The 14,931-nt window shown below is 73.8% G+C and carries 15 protein-coding genes; 8 read left to right on the plus strand and 7 right to left on the minus strand.

The window, feature by feature from the left end:
• The 3 genes from EF918_RS22465 to EF918_RS22475 all read left to right on the plus strand — a co-directional run.
• Positions 1 to 1,334: S1C family serine protease (locus EF918_RS22465; protein ID WP_260610505.1), on the plus strand; the 1,334-nt coding region annotated here is incomplete at its 5' end.
• 94 nt (positions 1,335 to 1,428) lie between these two features.
• The gene (locus EF918_RS22470; protein WP_125649658.1) at positions 1,429 to 1,896 is read left to right on the plus strand and encodes a sec-independent translocase; all 468 of its coding nucleotides are present in this window, start codon (positions 1,429 to 1,431) and stop codon (positions 1,894 to 1,896) included.
• Between the two features lie 47 nt (positions 1,897 to 1,943).
• Positions 1,944 to 2,690: a hypothetical protein gene (locus EF918_RS22475; protein ID WP_125649661.1), complete on the plus strand. Its 747-nt coding sequence runs from the start codon at positions 1,944 to 1,946 to the stop codon at positions 2,688 to 2,690.
• 67 nt (positions 2,691 to 2,757) lie between these two features.
• On the opposite strand, the gene EF918_RS22480 is transcribed toward EF918_RS22475, so the two are convergent.
• From EF918_RS22480 to EF918_RS22490, 3 genes are all read right to left on the minus strand, one after another.
• On the minus strand, positions 2,758 to 3,891 hold the full coding sequence (locus EF918_RS22480; RefSeq protein WP_185921862.1) for an Mrp/NBP35 family ATP-binding protein: 1,134 nt from the start codon (positions 3,889 to 3,891) through the stop codon (positions 2,758 to 2,760).
• Positions 3,892 to 3,960: 69 nt separating this feature from the next.
• Positions 3,961 to 4,557, minus strand: a complete 597-nt coding sequence (locus EF918_RS22485; RefSeq protein ID WP_260610506.1) for a DUF1003 domain-containing protein — start codon at positions 4,555 to 4,557, stop codon at positions 3,961 to 3,963.
• 88 nt (positions 4,558 to 4,645) lie between these two features.
• Positions 4,646 to 5,914, minus strand: a complete 1,269-nt coding sequence (locus EF918_RS22490) for a CBS domain-containing protein (RefSeq protein WP_125649666.1) — start codon at positions 5,912 to 5,914, stop codon at positions 4,646 to 4,648.
• A 184-nt stretch (positions 5,915 to 6,098) separates the two neighbouring features.
• Between EF918_RS22490 and EF918_RS22495 the strand changes: the two genes are divergently transcribed.
• Complete coding sequence (locus tag EF918_RS22495) at positions 6,099 to 6,926, plus strand: hypothetical protein (protein ID WP_125649669.1); 828 nt, start codon at positions 6,099 to 6,101, stop codon at positions 6,924 to 6,926.
• Positions 6,927 to 7,072: 146 nt separating this feature from the next.
• Here the strand turns inward: EF918_RS22495 and EF918_RS22500 are convergent, their stop codons facing one another.
• Together EF918_RS22500 and EF918_RS22505 are read right to left on the minus strand one after the other, a co-directional pair.
• Entirely contained in the window at positions 7,073 to 7,588 is a 516-nt protein-coding gene (locus EF918_RS22500) for a hypothetical protein (RefSeq protein ID WP_125649672.1), read from the minus strand.
• Between the two features lie 17 nt (positions 7,589 to 7,605).
• Positions 7,606 to 8,721: a magnesium and cobalt transport protein CorA gene (locus tag EF918_RS22505; protein ID WP_125649675.1), complete on the minus strand. Its 1,116-nt coding sequence runs from the start codon at positions 8,719 to 8,721 to the stop codon at positions 7,606 to 7,608.
• Between the two features lie 411 nt (positions 8,722 to 9,132).
• Between EF918_RS22505 and EF918_RS22510 the strand changes: the two genes are divergently transcribed.
• From EF918_RS22510 to EF918_RS22525, 4 genes are all read left to right on the plus strand, one after another.
• Entirely contained in the window at positions 9,133 to 9,717 is a 585-nt protein-coding gene (locus tag EF918_RS22510) for a suppressor of fused domain protein (RefSeq protein ID WP_125649678.1), read from the plus strand.
• A 102-nt stretch (positions 9,718 to 9,819) separates the two neighbouring features.
• Positions 9,820 to 10,455, plus strand: coding sequence for a DUF6758 family protein (locus tag EF918_RS22515; protein ID WP_125649681.1), 636 nt, complete (start codon positions 9,820 to 9,822; stop codon positions 10,453 to 10,455).
• Positions 10,456 to 11,206: 751 nt separating this feature from the next.
• A complete protein-coding gene (locus tag EF918_RS22520) occupies positions 11,207 to 12,073 on the plus strand; it encodes a PHP domain-containing protein (protein ID WP_125649684.1) in 867 nt (288 codons plus the stop codon).
• Positions 12,074 to 12,486: 413 nt separating this feature from the next.
• Positions 12,487 to 13,092 carry a MarC family protein gene (locus EF918_RS22525; RefSeq protein WP_125649687.1) on the plus strand — a complete coding sequence of 202 codons (606 nt, stop codon included), beginning with the start codon at positions 12,487 to 12,489 and terminating at the stop codon, positions 13,090 to 13,092.
• A gap of 88 nt (positions 13,093 to 13,180) precedes the next feature.
• Here the strand turns inward: EF918_RS22525 and EF918_RS37150 are convergent, their stop codons facing one another.
• Positions 13,181 to 13,333 (minus strand): hypothetical protein, encoded by a 153-nt coding sequence (locus EF918_RS37150; RefSeq protein WP_007266367.1) that lies wholly within the window; start codon positions 13,331 to 13,333, stop codon positions 13,181 to 13,183.
• Positions 13,334 to 13,430: 97 nt separating this feature from the next.
• Entirely contained in the window at positions 13,431 to 14,318 is an 888-nt protein-coding gene (locus tag EF918_RS22530) for an alpha/beta fold hydrolase (protein ID WP_125649690.1), read from the minus strand.
• Positions 14,319 to 14,931: the final 613 nt, after the last annotated feature.

A 14,931-nucleotide genomic window follows, 5' to 3' on the forward strand; every position in this document is an offset into this window, starting at 1 on the left:
CCGCCGCACCCGTGCCGGAGCAACGCACCCCCGCCGAGGCCGAGCCCGCCGCCGAGGCCGAGCGCGGACCCGCGGCCGAGGCCGAGCCCGGGCCCGCGTCCGCGTCCGAGGCCGGGCCCGCGCCCGCGTCCGAGGCCGAGCCCGGGCCCGCGTCCGGCGAGGAAGCGGCGGCGGGGGCGGAAGCCCCCGCAGGGGTCCGGTACGGCCCCTGGGGCGTGCCGCTGCACGTGGTGGACGTGGGGCGGCAGCCCGCGCCGGCCGGTCGGGTGGTGGCGCTGCGGCACGTGGTGGCCGGCGCGCTGGCCCTGGCGCTGCTCGCCGGGGGGATCGGCGGCTGGCTCGGGGTGCTGGCCGAGCGGGAGAGCAGCACCCGGCTGGAGCTGCCCCAGGCCGGCCCCGGCACCCCGGCCCGGGCGCCCGAGAGCGTGGCCGGCATCGCCGCCGCCGCGCTGCCCGGCGTGGTCACGCTGCACGTCCGCGGCGGCACCGGCAACGGCACCGGCACCGGCTTCGTCCTCGACGACCAGGGGCACATCCTCACCAACAACCACGTCGTCTCCGACGCCCGCGACATAGCGGTCACCTTCAGCACCGGCGAAGCCGTCTCCGCCCGCGTCGTCGGCCGCGACACCGGCTACGACCTGGCCGTGGTCAAGGTCGACGGGGTCCGCGGCCTGCACCCCCTCCAGCTCGGCAACTCCGAGAACGTCAAGGTCGGCGACCCGGTCGTGGCGATCGGGGCCCCGTTCGACCTGTCCAACACCGTCACCGCCGGGATCATCAGCGCCACCGGCCGCCCCATCACCGCCGGCGGCAGCAAGGGCGACGGCAGCGACGTCTCCTACGTCGACGCGCTCCAGACCGACGCCCCCATCAACCCCGGCAACTCCGGCGGTCCGCTGCTCGACGGCGGCGGCCGGGTCATCGGGATCAACAGCGCCATCCGCGGCGCCGAGAAGACCGACACCGAGCGGCAGGGCGGCAGCATCGGCCTCGGCTTCGCCATCCCCGTCAACCAGGGCAAGCGCGTCGCCGAGGAGATCATCCGGACCGGCCGCGCCACCCACCCCGTCATCGGCGTCACCCTCGACATGCGCTGGAACGGCGACGGAGCCCGGGTCGGCAGCCGGACGAGCGCCGGCCCGGCCGCCCGGGCCGGGGTCCAGGACGGGGACGTGATCACCAAGGTGGACGGACAGCTCGTGCACAGCGGTGACGAACTCATCATCAAGGTCCGGGCCCACCGCCCCGGCGACCCCCTGACCCTGACCGTCCAGCGCGGCGGCCGCGAGCGCACCCTGGAACTCGTGCTCGGCTCGGCGAACGGTTCATGAAGACCGGACGGAATGCGGGAGCACTGTACGGTCCTGCGGACCGGGGCGGGTACCGTTGTCGTGGCCTGGAAGAAGAGAGCCGAGGAGCGGCAAGGTGTTCAACGACATAGGCGCACTCGAACTCGTCACGATCGTGGTGCTGGCCATCCTCATCTTCGGGCCCGAGAAGCTGCCGAAGGTCATCCAGGACGTGTCCGGCTTCATCCGGAAGATCCGTGCGTTCTCCGAGAGCGCCAAGCAGGACATCCGCTCGGAGCTGGGCCCCGAGTTCAAGGACTTCGAGTTCGAGGACCTGAACCCCAAGACGTTCATCCGCAAGCAGCTCACGGAGAACGAGGACCTCCAGGAGATCCGCAGCACCTTCGACCTGCGCAAGGAGCTGACGGAGGTCACCGACGCGGTCAACGGCCACGAGCCCGCGCCGGCCCCCGTCACGGCGGGCAACGGCACGGCGGCCGCCGCCGGCACCGGTCCGGACCTGCTGAAGAAGCCCGACCTGCTGAAGAAGCCCGAGGTGCCCGCCGCCGACCGGCGGACCCCGTTCGACGCCGACGCCACCTGAGGCACGACCTTCCCGGAGTCGGGCATTCCGGTGGCTATCCTGCTCGGATGGAGACGACGAGCAGTAGCCGGGTGGGGGTGCAGCCCGCCGAGGCGCCCGCCGTACCCCCGCACGAGCAGGCGACGCCGGACCAGTCCGCCGTCGAACCGGCAGCGGACGCTTCCCCGGACCGGGCCGGGCCCCGCGCGGTCCCCGCGGCCCGCCGGACCGTCGAGGGTTACCTGCGGGCGGACTTCCCCTGGTACGGCCTCGACGAGGCCTTCACCGGCCCCCGCTGGCTGATGCAGGTCGGCACCGCCGCCGACGGCACGGTCGAGCACGGCTCGGTCGGCCACGGCGACGAACCCACCGTCCGCAGCGAGGCCACGGGCGCCGAGAGGGAGCGCTTCGCGGTCGTGATCACGGTCGCCAGCAACCCGCTGCGCCGCAGCAGCGACGGCACCGGAGTGCTGGAGGCGACCTCGGTGTCCTCCGCCGCCTGGCTGGCCGGCTCCGGCCTGCTGGCGTACACCTGGCCCGGCCAGATGGACCACGGCCTGCGCAGCAGCTGGCTGGACCAGCAGACCGAGACCGCCTGGGAGCTCGCCGACGACCTCGACGGCTCCGACTGGTCCGTCCTCTCGCTCCCCGTCGACGGGGAGCCCACGCCCTTCCACTACCGCGAGTCCGAGTTCGGCTGGGTGCTCGCCGGTTCCACCAAGGGCGGCGTCCACCTCGGCGCCTACGGGCGCGGCCTGAGCGCGTACGGGCTGGCCTTCAGCGCCATCGACGACATCGCCGGGCAGTACGCCTGACGCCCTGCGGTGCCGCGTACGAAGGGGCGGGCGGTCCGACCGGACCGCCCGCCCCTTGCGCGTACCACTAGAACTTGTTGCGCGGCGTGATGCCGAGGGACATGCCCGACAGGCCCCGCTGGCGCCCGCCCAGCTTGCCCGCGATCGCGCGCAGCGCGGCGCCCGCGGGGGAGTCGGGGTCGGCCAGGACCACCGGCTCGCCGTTGTCGCCGCCCTCGCGCAGCCGCACGTCGATCGGGATCTGGCCCAGCACCGGGACGGTGGCGCCGGTCGTGCGGGTCAGGCCGTCCGCGACGAGCTGGCCGCCGCCCGTGCCGAACACGTCCACCATCTCGTCGCAGTGCGGGCAGGGCAGGCCCGACATGTTCTCGACGACGCCGACGATCTTCTGGTGGGTCTGCACGGCGATCGAGCCGGCCCGCTCGGCCACCTCGGCCGCGGCCTGCTGCGGGGTGGTGACCACGAGGATCTCGGCGTTCGGCACCAGCTGGGCCACCGAGATGGCGATGTCACCGGTGCCCGGCGGCAGGTCGAGCAGCAGCACGTCCAGGTCGCCCCAGAAGACGTCCGCGAGGAACTGCTGCAGCGCACGGTGCAGCATCGGGCCGCGCCAGACCACGGGCGCGTTGCCCGGGGTGAACATGCCGATGGAGATGACCTTCACGCCGTTCGCGGACGGCGGCATGATCATGTTCTCGACCTGGGTGGGCTTGCCGTCCACGCCGAGCATGCGCGGCACGCTGTGGCCGTAGATGTCGGCGTCGACCACGCCGACCTTCAGGCCGTCCGCGGCCATCGCCGCGGCCAGGTTCACCGTGACGGAGGACTTGCCGACGCCGCCCTTGCCGGAGGCGACCGCGTAGACGCGGGTCAGCGAGCCGGGCTTGGCGAACGGCACCTCGCGCTCGGCGGTGCCGCCGCGCAGCGACGCCGCGAGCTCCTTGCGCTGCTCGTCGCTCATCACGTCCAGCGAGACCTCCACGGAGGTGACACCGGCCACCTTGCGGACGGCGTCGCCGACGTTCTTGGTGATGGTCTCGCGCATGGGGCAGCCCGACACGGTGAGGTAGACCGTCACGGCCACGGCCCCGCCGTCGCCGATCTCCACCGATTTGACCATGCCGAGCTCGGTGATCGGCCGGTTGATCTCGGGGTCGTTCACCGTCGCCAGCGCGTCCAGGATCGCGTCCTGCTCGGGCACGGCGGCGGAGCTTGTGTCGGTAGCCATGACCCGATGGTACGGCTCGGTAGCATGCGGCCGGAAAGCCTGTCAGCGGTCGCCTTCGTCACGTTCCGCGGGGAACAGCCGCCGCTCGTCCATCTCCTTGATCAGGTCCTGGAACTCGGACCTGATCCAGTCCCGGGTGGCCACCTCGCCCAGGCCCATCCGCAGCGCCGCGATCTCCCGGGTCAGGTACTCGGTGTCCGCGATCGACCGCTCGTTCTGCTTGCGGTCCTGCTCGTGGGTGACCCGGTCCCGGTCGTCCTGCCGGTTCTGCGCCAGCAGGATCAGCGGGGCCGCGTACGAGGCCTGGAGGGACAGCATCAGGGTCAGGAAGATGAACGGGTACTCGTCGAACCGCAGGTCGTCCGGCGCGAAGATGTTCCACAGCACCCACACCACGATGACCAGCGTCATCCAGACGATGAACCGGCCGGTCCCGAGGAAACGGGCGATCTTCTCCGACAGCCGGCCGAACGCCTCCGGGTCGTACTGCGGCAGCAGCCGGCGCCGGGCCGGCCGCGGCACGTCCAGCCGCGCCCGCGACCGCGACAGGGCGCTCGCGCCCGACGCGACGGGCGTCCGCGCCCGCGCCCGCTCGGCGGCCTCCTCCTGACGCTCCCGTTCGCGCTCCCGCTCGACCAGCCCGTGCTCGCGCGCCAGCCGGGCCGCCTCCCGGCGGGCCCGGATCTGCTCCCGGCGCCGCTGGTGGGCCTGGTCGCGCCCCCGCTCCTCAGCCACCGACGACCTCCTCGGAGTGGAAGTCCGTCTCCCGCCAGTCGTCCGGCAGCAGGTGGTCCAGGACGTCGTCCACCGTGACGGCGCCCAGCAGCGAACCGCCCTCGTCGACCACCGGCACCGCGACCATGTTGTACGCGGCCAGATAGCTGGTCACCGCCTGCAGCGAGGCGTCCGGCCGCAGCGGTGGCAGGTCGGTGTCCACGATCGAGCTGACCAGCGTGAACGGCGGGTCGCGCAGCAGCCGCTGGAAGTGCACCGTGCCCAGGTACTTGCCCGTCGGCGTCTCGTCCGGCGGCCGGCACACGTACACCTGCGCCGCCAGCGCCGGGGACAGGTCCGCCTGCCGTACGCGGGCCAGTGCGTCGGCGACCGTGGCGTCGGGGCGCAGCACGATCGGCTCCGTGGTCATCAGACCGCCCGCGGTGTTCTCCTCGTACGACAGCAGCCGGCGCATGTCGGCCGCGTCCTCCGGCTGCATCAGGTCCAGCAGCCGCTCCTGGTCGTCCCGCGGCAGCTCCGACAGCAGGTCGGCCGCGTCGTCGGGGTCCATGGCCTCCAGGACGTCGGCGGCCCGCTCCTGCTTCAGCTTGCCGAGGATCTCGATCTGGTCGTCCTCCGGCAGCTCCTCCAGGACGTCCGCCAGCCGGTCGTCGTCGAGGGCGTTGGCCACCTCGGCGCGCCGCTTGGGCGACAGGTGGTGCAGCACGTTGGCGAGGTCGGCCGGGCGCAGCTGCTCGAAGGTGGCCACCAGGCTCTCGGCGCCCTGCCCGTGCTCCTCCAGGGAGAAACCGGTGACCGCCGACCACTCCACGGTCAGCGTCTCGCCGCGGCGGCGCAGCGCACCGCCCTTGCCCTTGCGGACGAAGATCTTGTCGATCTCCCAGTCGCGGCGGGCCGGGAGCTGCTGGATGGCCACGTCCAGGACGGTGACCTCCTCCCCGGTCGCGGCGAGCGTCACCCGGCGGTCCAGCAGTTCGCCCAGGACCAGCCGCTCGGTGGGCCGCTGCTCGAAGCGCCGCATGTTGACCACACCGGTGGTGATGACCTGGCCGGACTCCACGCCCGTCACCCGGGTCATCGGCAGGAAGATCCGGCGTCGGCTGACCACTTCGACCACCAGGCCCAGCAGCCGGGGCGGGCGCCCGCCGACGCGGAGCATCGCCACGAGGTCACGGACCCGGCCCACCTGGTCGCCGTTGGGGTCGAAGACCGGCACCCCCGCCAGGTGGGAGACGAAGATCCGCGGGGCGCCTGCTGCCATCCCGTGCGCCTCCTCGATCGGTCGTCGGCCTCGTCGCGGGCGGACACGGCCGTCCCGTCGCCCCTCAGGCTACCCCTGCCGTCGGGATCCGCCCTGGTGGGGCGGTCCGCCCGGGCCACGGCCGCGGCCGGGTGGACGGTACGCTGCCTGCGGCCGCCCCCACGACGACGAGAGGCACCTGCCCGTGACCGCGTACTTCCCCGCCGTTCGGCTCCGCCGGGCCGCCTTCGTGGGCGCGCTGTGCGCGGGCCTGGCCGTCACCGGTACGGGCTGCGGGGCGGATCCCGACGAAGGCACCAACGGGGTGGGCAAGCTCCCGGCCGACCAGATCGAGGGCAAGGCGCGGGCGGCGGCGGGCGCGGCGAACTCGGTGCACCTGTCGGGCACCCTGGTGGTCGGCGGCAAGACCTTCACCCTCGACCTGCGGCTGAAGTCCGACGGCGGCTCGGGCGAGGTGAAGTCCCCGGAGAACACCTTCCAGGTGCTGCGGGTGGGCGACGCGCTCTACCTGAAGGCCGACGCCGCCTTCTGGGGGCAGTCGCCGTCGGCGGGCAAGCTGACGGACAAGTACGTGAAGGTGCCCGAGGGCGACCCGACGTACAAGCAGTTCCGCGGGTTCACCGACATGAAGGTGTTGCTGGACGGGCTGCTGGGGCTGGACGGCAAGCTCGCCAAGGTGGAGGACTACACCAAGGTCGGGCACACCCGGGCGGTGCAGGTCACCGCGAACCAGGGCAAGGGCGGCAAGCTGTCGGTCTCGCTCCAGGGCACCCCGTACCCGCTGCGGATGGAGCGGGCGGGCGGCGCCGGCAAGGTGGACCTGGCCGAGTGGGGCCAGTCCTTCCAGGTCGCCCCGCCGGCCCAGGACCAGACCGTCGACTACGGCTCCCAGCTCCCGACCACCAAGGACGGCGCCGGGCAGGGCCCGGGCGGCACCGGCTCCGGGGCCTCGCCCAAGCCGTCCGCCGACGGCAGGTCGACCACGGGCCAGGGCGCCAACCCGGGCGGCTGAGCGGCGGCCACGGCCCCGGACACCGAGCGGCGGCCACGGCCCCGGACGCCGAGCGGCGGCCACGGCCCCGGACGCCGAGCGGCGGCCACGGACCCGCGCCGGCCGTGGCCCGCGGTGCCGGGCGGCGGCCCGCGGGTGCGCCGGGCTCAGCCGCGGGCGGCCTTCTTGCGCTTCAGCAGCAGCTTCGGCAGGGCTGCCGGGACCGGCCGCCGGGTGATCGCCGAGGTCGGCAGCGGCTGCGCCGCCAGACTGTCCGCGGGCAGCTCCGTACGGGCCCCCACCGGCTCCAGCCGCAGCAGCCGGCACTCCCGCGCCCAGCGCTCGGTCATCTGCTCCGAGTCGGGCGCGTTCAGCCGCTTGCCCTTGAGCTCGGCGACCGCCGCCTCCCAGCCCTCGCTGTGCGGGGCCAGCTCGCGGACCTGCGCCGTCCAGGCGACCAGCCGGCCGCCCTTGTCCTTGCTGCGGACGGTGACCTCGGCGGTGGCGCCGTCGGCGAGCCCCGGGAACGGCTGCTCCCCGGGCCCGTCGCCCAGCACGTGCGCGGCACCGTCCACCCAGGCGTGCCACAGGGCCCGGTCGGGCCCGGTGCCGCGGACCCAGATGAGCCCGGACTTCTTCGTGGCCTCCTCGACGAGGGCCAGCGCGAACGTGCTGTCAGTCATGCGCACAGGGTAGGCGGCTACAGCCATCCGTTGCGCCGCAGGGCCCGGTGGATGTAGAGGCAGGAGCCGACGATGCCGGCCATGACGGTGGGATAGCCGTACTGCCAGTGCAGCTCCGGCATGTGGTCGAAGTTCATCCCGTAGACCCCGCAGATCATGGTCGGGACGGCGACGATGGCCGCCCACGAGGTGATCTTGCGCATGTCCTCGTTCTGCGCGACCGTCGCCTGCGCCAGGTTGGCCTGGAGGATCGAGTTCAGCAGCTCGTCGAAGCCGACGACCTGCTCGTGGACCTTCGCCAGGTGGTCGGCCACGTCCCGGAAGTACTTCTGGATGTCGGGGTCCACCAGCCGCATCGGCCGCTCGCTGAGCAGCTCCATGGGCCGCAGCAGCGGCGAGACCGCCCGCTTGAACTCCAGCACCTCGCGCTTGAGCTGGTAGATCCGGCCCGCGTCCGTGCCCCGCGGACTGCCCTTGGCGGGCGCGCTGAAGACGTCGCTCTCCACCTCGTCGATGTCGTCCTGCACGGCCGCGGCCACCGCCACGTAGCCGTCCACCACGTGGTCCGCGATCGAGTGCAGGACCGCCGAGGGGCCCTTGGCGAGCAGCTCGGGGTCGTCCTGGAGGCGGTGGCGCAGGCTCTTGAGCGACCCCTGGCCGCCGTGCCGGACGGTGATCACGAAGTCCGGGCCGGTGAAGCACATCACCTCGCCGGTCTCCACGACCTCGCTGGTCGCGGTGAGTTCGGCGTGCTCGACGTAGTGGATGGTCTTGAACACCGTGAACAGCGTGTCGTCGTAGCGCTCCAGCTTCGGCCGCTGGTGCGCGTGCACCGCGTCCTCCACGGCCAGCGGGTGCAGCCCGAACTCGGCGGCGATACCGGCGAACTCCGACTCGGTCGGCTCGTGCAGACCGATCCAGGCGAAGCCGCCCTCGCTGCGGACCCGGCGCATCGCGTCGCGCGGGGTGAGGCAGGTGGTGCCCTGCAGGCGGCGGCCGTCACGGTAGACGGCGCAGTCCACGACCGCGCTGCTGGCGGAGGGGTCGCGGGTGTGGTCGTAACCGGGCTGGACGGGGGTGGACTTGCGCAGGGCGGGACGTACGACTGCACGCAGGTCACGGATCATCGACATGGCAGGCTCCTTCGCACGCACGGTTGCGGTCCGCGCGGGGTGGGAGACCCTCCGCCGGGCCGCACGGGCAGGCGGAAGGACACAGGACGGGTGTCGATCAAAAGATCAAGGGCGAGCCCCGGGGGCTCGATCAAGCCCTGGGGCTCGTGGGCCTCAGCGGCACGACGGGCGGGCAGGGCCCGTGGCGGGGTGGTGGCCGGTACTGCACGATCGACTTCGATCCACCGCAGCCCCACCTCCTCCGGCCGGTCCCCCGTGGGGGATGTCCTGTGTCCCGGGCGTGCCCGGCTCCACCAGCACCTGCTGGGAGCCCTCTTCGAACGCACGCCCCGACCAGCGGTCAACACTATCAGCCGACAGATGGTCAAAACCCAGGCTTTACCCGCTTCATATGAGATCTATGCTCGCGGCATGGCAGATCTTCTGGCAATCGTCGAGGCCCGGCTGCGTTCCGCGCTCGGGGAACCCGACGCCCGCGCCGCCGTCACCTTCCTCGGGACCGACCGCATCGAGGTCCTCCGCTTCCGTGCCGGCGACCTGGTCCGCTACGCGACCCTGGGCATGTCCGCGCACCCGATGACCGACCCGACCGACCTGGTCGCCGACCCGGTGCGCGGCCCGCGCGCCGAACTGGTGCTGACCGTACGGGCGGGACACGCGGACACCGACAAGGTGCTCCGGCCGCTCGCGGTGCTCGCCGCCTCGCCGCAGGTCGAGGGCCTGGTCGTGGCGCCGGGCGCCTCCCTGGACGTGGGCGACCCGCTGTGGCCGGGGGCGCCGTTCACCTCCGTGCTCGTGGCCGAGCCCGGCGGTCTGGTGGAGGACCTGGAGCTGGACGCCCCGATGGACCCCGTGCGCTTCCTGCCGCTGCTGCCGATGACGCCGAACGAGGCGGCGTGGAAACGGGTGCACGGCGCGGCCGCGCTCCAGGAGCGCTGGCTCGCGCGCGGGACGGATCTGCGGGACCCTCGGCGTACCTCGGTCGCGCTGGACTGACCCCGGCCACCGGACTGACCGCTGCCACCGGGGGTACGCATCGCATCCGGACGGGTGATCGTCCCTTGACGCGGGGGCGGCCGGGGAGGAGCGTGGCTAATTATGAGGGGCGAACCGAGTTGCCCGAAGTGCGGTGGCCGGGTCAGGGCGCCCGGTCTATTCGCAGACTCCTGGCAGTGCGCGGTGCACGGGACCGTTCACCCCCTGCAGCCGGTGATCCCGCCCAGTGTCGAGGCCCTCGCCGTGGTCGTGCGGCGGGCCGAGGTGCCGGTGTGGATGCCGTGGCCGCTGCCGGTGGGCTGGCTGTTCACCGGGGTCGCCCAGGCGGGCGACGACCGCAGCGGGGCCCGCGCCACGGCGGTGGCCCTGTCGGGCCCCGCCCCGCTGGGCGGCATGGGTGAACTCCTGCTGGTGGCCGAGGAGCTCGGCGTCGGCCTGGGCGCGCGGTACGCGGGCATCGACGGCCCCGACCCCGGCCCGTACATCGACGTCTCGGGGCCCCCGGCCGCGAAGATGCTCGCCGCAGGCCGCCCCACCCCGCTGTGGCACGTCCGGGGCGTCCCGGAGGACCGCGCGGTCTTCGCGGGCGAGGCGCGCGGGATGTGGCTGTGGGCCGTGGTCTGGCCCGAGAAGTCGGGCCTGCTGATGTACGACGAACTGGTCCTGGCGGACCTGAGGGACGCGGGCGCCGAACTGGAAATGCTCCCGTGCGGCGCCCTGAGCCCAAGAATCCTCTAGCCCCCGCAACCGAGCCCCGGCCCGCAGCCGAGCCCCGGCCCGCAGCCAAGCCCCGGCCCGCAGCCTGGGCCGGGTGAGACCTGACCTGTCGGCGACTCGGAGCTCGGCCGAAGCCCCGCCAGGCGCGGGGAACGGCGCGGGTGACCCCTGACGGCCGATGGTCGCGGGTATGGATCGGCCCTGGCGGCGGTGCCGCGCACTTGGCTCCGCCGCGGGGATGCCTGCTGTCTGCGGGCCGCAGGGTGTGGGTGGCCGGGCGCGCAGTTCCTCGCGCCCCTGGCGGCGGCTTCGGTCGGGGCCTGGTCCCCGGGGGGGGCGCGGGGAACGGCGCGGGTGACTTCTGACGGCCGGTGGTGGCGGGTGTGGATCGACCCCGGCGGCGGTGCCGCGCTCCTGGCTTCGCCGCGGGGATGTCTGCTGTCTGCGGGCCGCCGGCCGTGGGTGGCCGGGCGCGCAGTTCCTCGCGCCCCTGGCGGGGCTTCGGTCGGGGCCTGGCCCCGAGGGGCGCGGGGAACGGCGCGGGTGACCCCTGACGGCCGGTGGTCGCGGGTGTGGATCGACCCCGGCGGCGGTGCCGCGCTCCTGGCTCCGCCGCGGGGATGTCTGCTGTCTGCGGGCCGCCGGCCGTGGGTGGCCGGGCGCGCAGTTCCTCGCGCCCCTGGCGGCGGCTTCGGCCCTGGCGGGAGGGGGGAGGGGCGGGGCGCGGTTATGCTGGGGTGTCCCCCCGTCCGTCCTGACCCTGGAGCCGTGCGTGCGTATCGACCTGCACACCCACTCCACGGCCTCCGACGGCACGGACACCCCGGCCGAGCTCGTCCGTAACGCGGCCGCCGCCGGGCTGGACGTCGTCGCGCTGACCGATCACGACACCGTCGCCGGTCACGCCGAGGCCCTCGCCGCGCTGCCGGCCGGCCTCACCCTGGTCACCGGCGCCGAGCTGTCCTGCCGGCTCGACGGCATCTCGCTGCACATGCTGGCCTACCTCTTCGACCCGGCGGAGCCCGAGTTCGCGCAGGAGCGGGAGCTGGTGCGCGACGACCGCACCCCCCGCGCGCACGCGATGATCGCCAAGCTCAACGAGCTCGGCGTGCCCGTCACCTGGGACCAGGTGTCCCGGATCGCGGGCGACGGCTCGGTCGGCCGCCCGCACGTCGCGACCGCCCTGGTCGAGCTGGGCGTCGTACCGACGGTCTCGGACGCGTTCACCCCGGACTGGCTCGCCGACGGCGGCCGGGCTTGGGCGCCCAAGCACGAGCTCGACCCGTTCGAGGCGGTCCGCCTGGTCAAGGCGGCCGGCGGGGTCTCGGTGTTCGCCCACCCGGCGGCCGTCAAGCGCGGCCGGACCGTCCCGGAGAGCGCGATAGCCGAGCTGGCCGCCGCGGGCCTGGACGGCATCGAGGTCGACCACATGGACCACGACGCGGACACCCGCGCCCGGCTCCGCGGCCTCGCCGCCGAGCTGGGGCTGCTCACCACCGGCTCCAGCGACTACCACGGCAGCCGCAAGACCTGCCGGCTCGGGGAGTACGCCACCGATCCGGAGATCTACGGCGAGATCACGCGCCGGGCGTTCGGCGCGTTCCCCGTCCCCGGCGCGGGCGGACCGGCCACCGGCTGAGCCGCCGCCGGAAGCCGGCCGACCGGGACGAGCCCGTGCTCGTGCTCGGGTCCGGGCTCGCGCCCGTGCCTTGTCCACGCCCGTATCCGTATCCGTGCACGCCTCGCCGCGTCCTCCGTCGTCCGCCCCTGGCCGGGGGCCGTCCGATTGGTCCGATCAGTCAGATCGGTCCGATCGGCGCGGGCCCGGACGCGGGCCGTCGGTGGGTGGGTGCGGGCGTCGGGGACGGGGCCGGGCCTCGGTACGGGTCGCGGCCCCGGTGACGTTCAGGCCCGACTTCCGCTTCGGCTTCCGCTCTCGCTCTCGCGACTTCCGCGGCGGCACCGCACAGGTGCCGCCGTCCGAGGGCTCGCCGCCGTCCGGCGTGCGGGTCCGCCCCCTTTGTACGACCACTCCTGCAAGGCAACTTCTTCGTGTTCGACTTCGCCGTCTTCGGCTCCCTCTTCCTCACCCTCTTCGTCATCATGGACCCCCCGGGGATCACGCCGATCTTCCTGGCGCTGACCTCCGGCCGTCCCGCCAAGGTCCAGCGCCGCATGGCCTGGCAGGCCGTCTGCGTCGCCTTCGGCGTCATCGCCGTCTTCGGCATCTGCGGCCAGCAGATCCTCGACTACCTGCACGTGTCGGTCCCCGCGCTGATGATCGCGGGTGGTCTGCTGCTCCTGCTGATCGCCCTCGACCTGCTGACCGGCAAGACCGACGAGCCCAAGCAGACCAAGGACGTGAACGTCGCGCTGGTGCCGCTGGGCATGCCGCTGCTGGCCGGTCCGGGTGCGATCGTGTCGGTGATCCTGGCCGTGCAGAAGGCCGACGGTTTCGGCGGGCAGCTCTCGGTGTGGACGGCCATCGCGGCCATGCACGTGGTGCTGTGGCTGACCATGCGGTACTCGCTGGTGATCATCCGCGTGATCAAGGACGGCGGTGTGGTGCTGGTGACGCGGCTGGCGGGCATGATGCTGTCGGCCATCGCCGTCCAGCAGATCATCAACGGTGTCCTCCAGGTGATCCACAGCGCGTGAGCCGACACGAAGGCCCCCGCCACCGGGTTCGGTGGCGGGGGCCTTCGACGTGGGTGCGGCGGCGCGCCGGGTGGCGCGGCGGCAGCGGTCAGGAGGACGCGGACTCGGCCGGGCGGATGAGGATGCGCTGGCCGATTGCGGCGGCCTGCTGCACGATCCGGTTGACGGAGGCCGCGTCCACGACGGTGCTGTCCACGGCGGTCCCGTCGACGTCGTCCAGGCGCAGAATCTCGAAGCGCAAGGCTTCTCTCCCTTCGTCGGTGTTCTCCTCGCACTGGGAACAACGAAGTGTAAGAGGCAAACATTCCCTACGCTAAGGAAATTTTTTCCTAGGCTAACTAGCCTCGGTCCTGCCCCTCCACGGCACCGCCCCAGAATCCGGTCAGGGCCCGGGCCGTCGCCTCGGGGTCCTCGGCGTTGGGTGAGTGCGCGGTGCCGGGGATGACCTGGCGCTGCGCGCCCAGGCGCTGGGCCATATCGTCCAGCCACGGGACCGGCCAGGCATAGTCCACGGCGCCGGACAGCACCAACTTCGGCAAGTCCGTCAGCTCGGCCAGCTCCGCCACCCGGTCGGGCTCGGAGATCAGGACCCGGCCGGTGGCGATCAGCTGCTCGGGTACGGTGCCCAGCCAGCGTTCGCGCAGGAAGGCGGCGAGCTCGGGGGAGTCGAGGACGGCGTCCTCCTCCTGCGCGCGCATGGCCTCCCAGACCGCCGGCATGTCCTCGCGCAGCATCTCCAGCGCGGCGATCAGCAGCTTGGTGCGGTCCTGCTGGTCGGGGGCGATGGCGGCGGGGCCGCTGCTCATGAGGGTGAGCGAGGTGAAGGCGGTGGGCTCGCGCAGGACGGCGGCGCGCGAGACGAGCCCGCCGAAGGAGTGCCCGACGAGGTGCAGCGGCGAGGTAGCCGTGCCGGCGGTGGCCATGAGCGCAGCGGCCTGGGCGAGGAGGTCGCGGGCGAGCTCGTCCAGGGCGTACGCGGCCTCGTCGCGCGGGCCGGGGCTCTGGTACTGGCCGCGGCCGTCGACGGCGACGACGCGGTAGCCGGCCGCGGCGAGCGGTTCGAGGAGCCCGACGAAGTCCTCTTTGCTCCCCGTGAACCCGGGCACGAGAAGGGCCGTGCCGAGGACGGGCCGCCCTGCCTCGTGCACGGCGAAGTCGCCGCGGGCGGTGTGCAGGGTGTAGGCGTGGGCGGCGGCCGGCAGAGCCAGGAGCGGAGGCTTACTCATACCCCGAGGCTACCGGCCCGTAACCGGGGCCCCGGCCCCCGAACCCCGCCCCTGCGCGGGGCGCCGACCGGAGCCCGGCCCTAGGGGCGCGGGGAACGGCGCGCTCGGCCGGTGGCGGTCGGCGGTCGCCGATGACGACACTCAGGCGGTGCCGCGCACCTGGCTCCGCCGCGGGGCTGTCTGCGGTCTGCGGGCCGCGGGCCGTGGGTGGCTGGTCGCGCAGTTCCCCGCGCCCCTGGCGGGGGCTTTGGGCGGAGCCCGCCTCCGGGGCGCGGAGAACGGCGCGCTCGGCCGGTGGCGGTCAGTCGTGCGGCGGTGCCGCGCACCTGGCTCCGCCGCGGGGCTGTCTGCGGTCTGCGGGCCGCGGGCCGTGGGTGGCTGGTCGCGCGGTTCCCCGCGCCCCTGGCGGGGGCTTTGGGCGGAGCCCGCTTCCGGGGCGCGGGGAACGGCGCGCTCGGCCGGTGGCGGTCAGTCGTGCGGCGGTGCCGCGTGCCTGGCTCCGCCGCGGGGCTGTCTGCGGTCTGCGGGCCGCGGGCCGTGGGTGGCTGGTCGCGCGGTTCCCCGCGCCCCTGGCGGGGGCTTTGGGCGGAGCCCGCCTCCGGGGGTGCGGGGA

The sequence above is a fragment of the Streptomyces sp. WAC06614 genome (genome assembly GCF_003949795.1).
Lineage (GTDB): Bacteria > Actinomycetota > Actinomycetes > Streptomycetales > Streptomycetaceae > Streptomyces.

Excerpts from the sequence above, each read along its gene's own strand:
- EF918_RS22530 (WP_125649690.1), bottom strand. The coding sequence starts at position 14,318 with ATGAGTAAGCCTCCGCTCCTGGCTCTGCCGGCCGCCGCCCACGCCTAC.
- EF918_RS22475 (WP_125649661.1), top strand. The coding sequence starts at position 1,944 with ATGGAGACGACGAGCAGTAGCCGGGTGGGGGTGCAGCCCGCCGAGGCG.
- EF918_RS22510 (WP_125649678.1), top strand. The coding sequence starts at position 9,133 with ATGGCAGATCTTCTGGCAATCGTCGAGGCCCGGCTGCGTTCCGCGCTC.
- EF918_RS22490 (WP_125649666.1), bottom strand. The coding sequence starts at position 5,914 with ATGGCAGCAGGCGCCCCGCGGATCTTCGTCTCCCACCTGGCGGGGGTG.
- EF918_RS22500 (WP_125649672.1), bottom strand. The coding sequence starts at position 7,588 with ATGACTGACAGCACGTTCGCGCTGGCCCTCGTCGAGGAGGCCACGAAG.
- EF918_RS22505 (WP_125649675.1), bottom strand. The coding sequence starts at position 8,721 with ATGTCGATGATCCGTGACCTGCGTGCAGTCGTACGTCCCGCCCTGCGC.
- EF918_RS22515 (WP_125649681.1), top strand. The coding sequence starts at position 9,820 with ATGAGGGGCGAACCGAGTTGCCCGAAGTGCGGTGGCCGGGTCAGGGCG.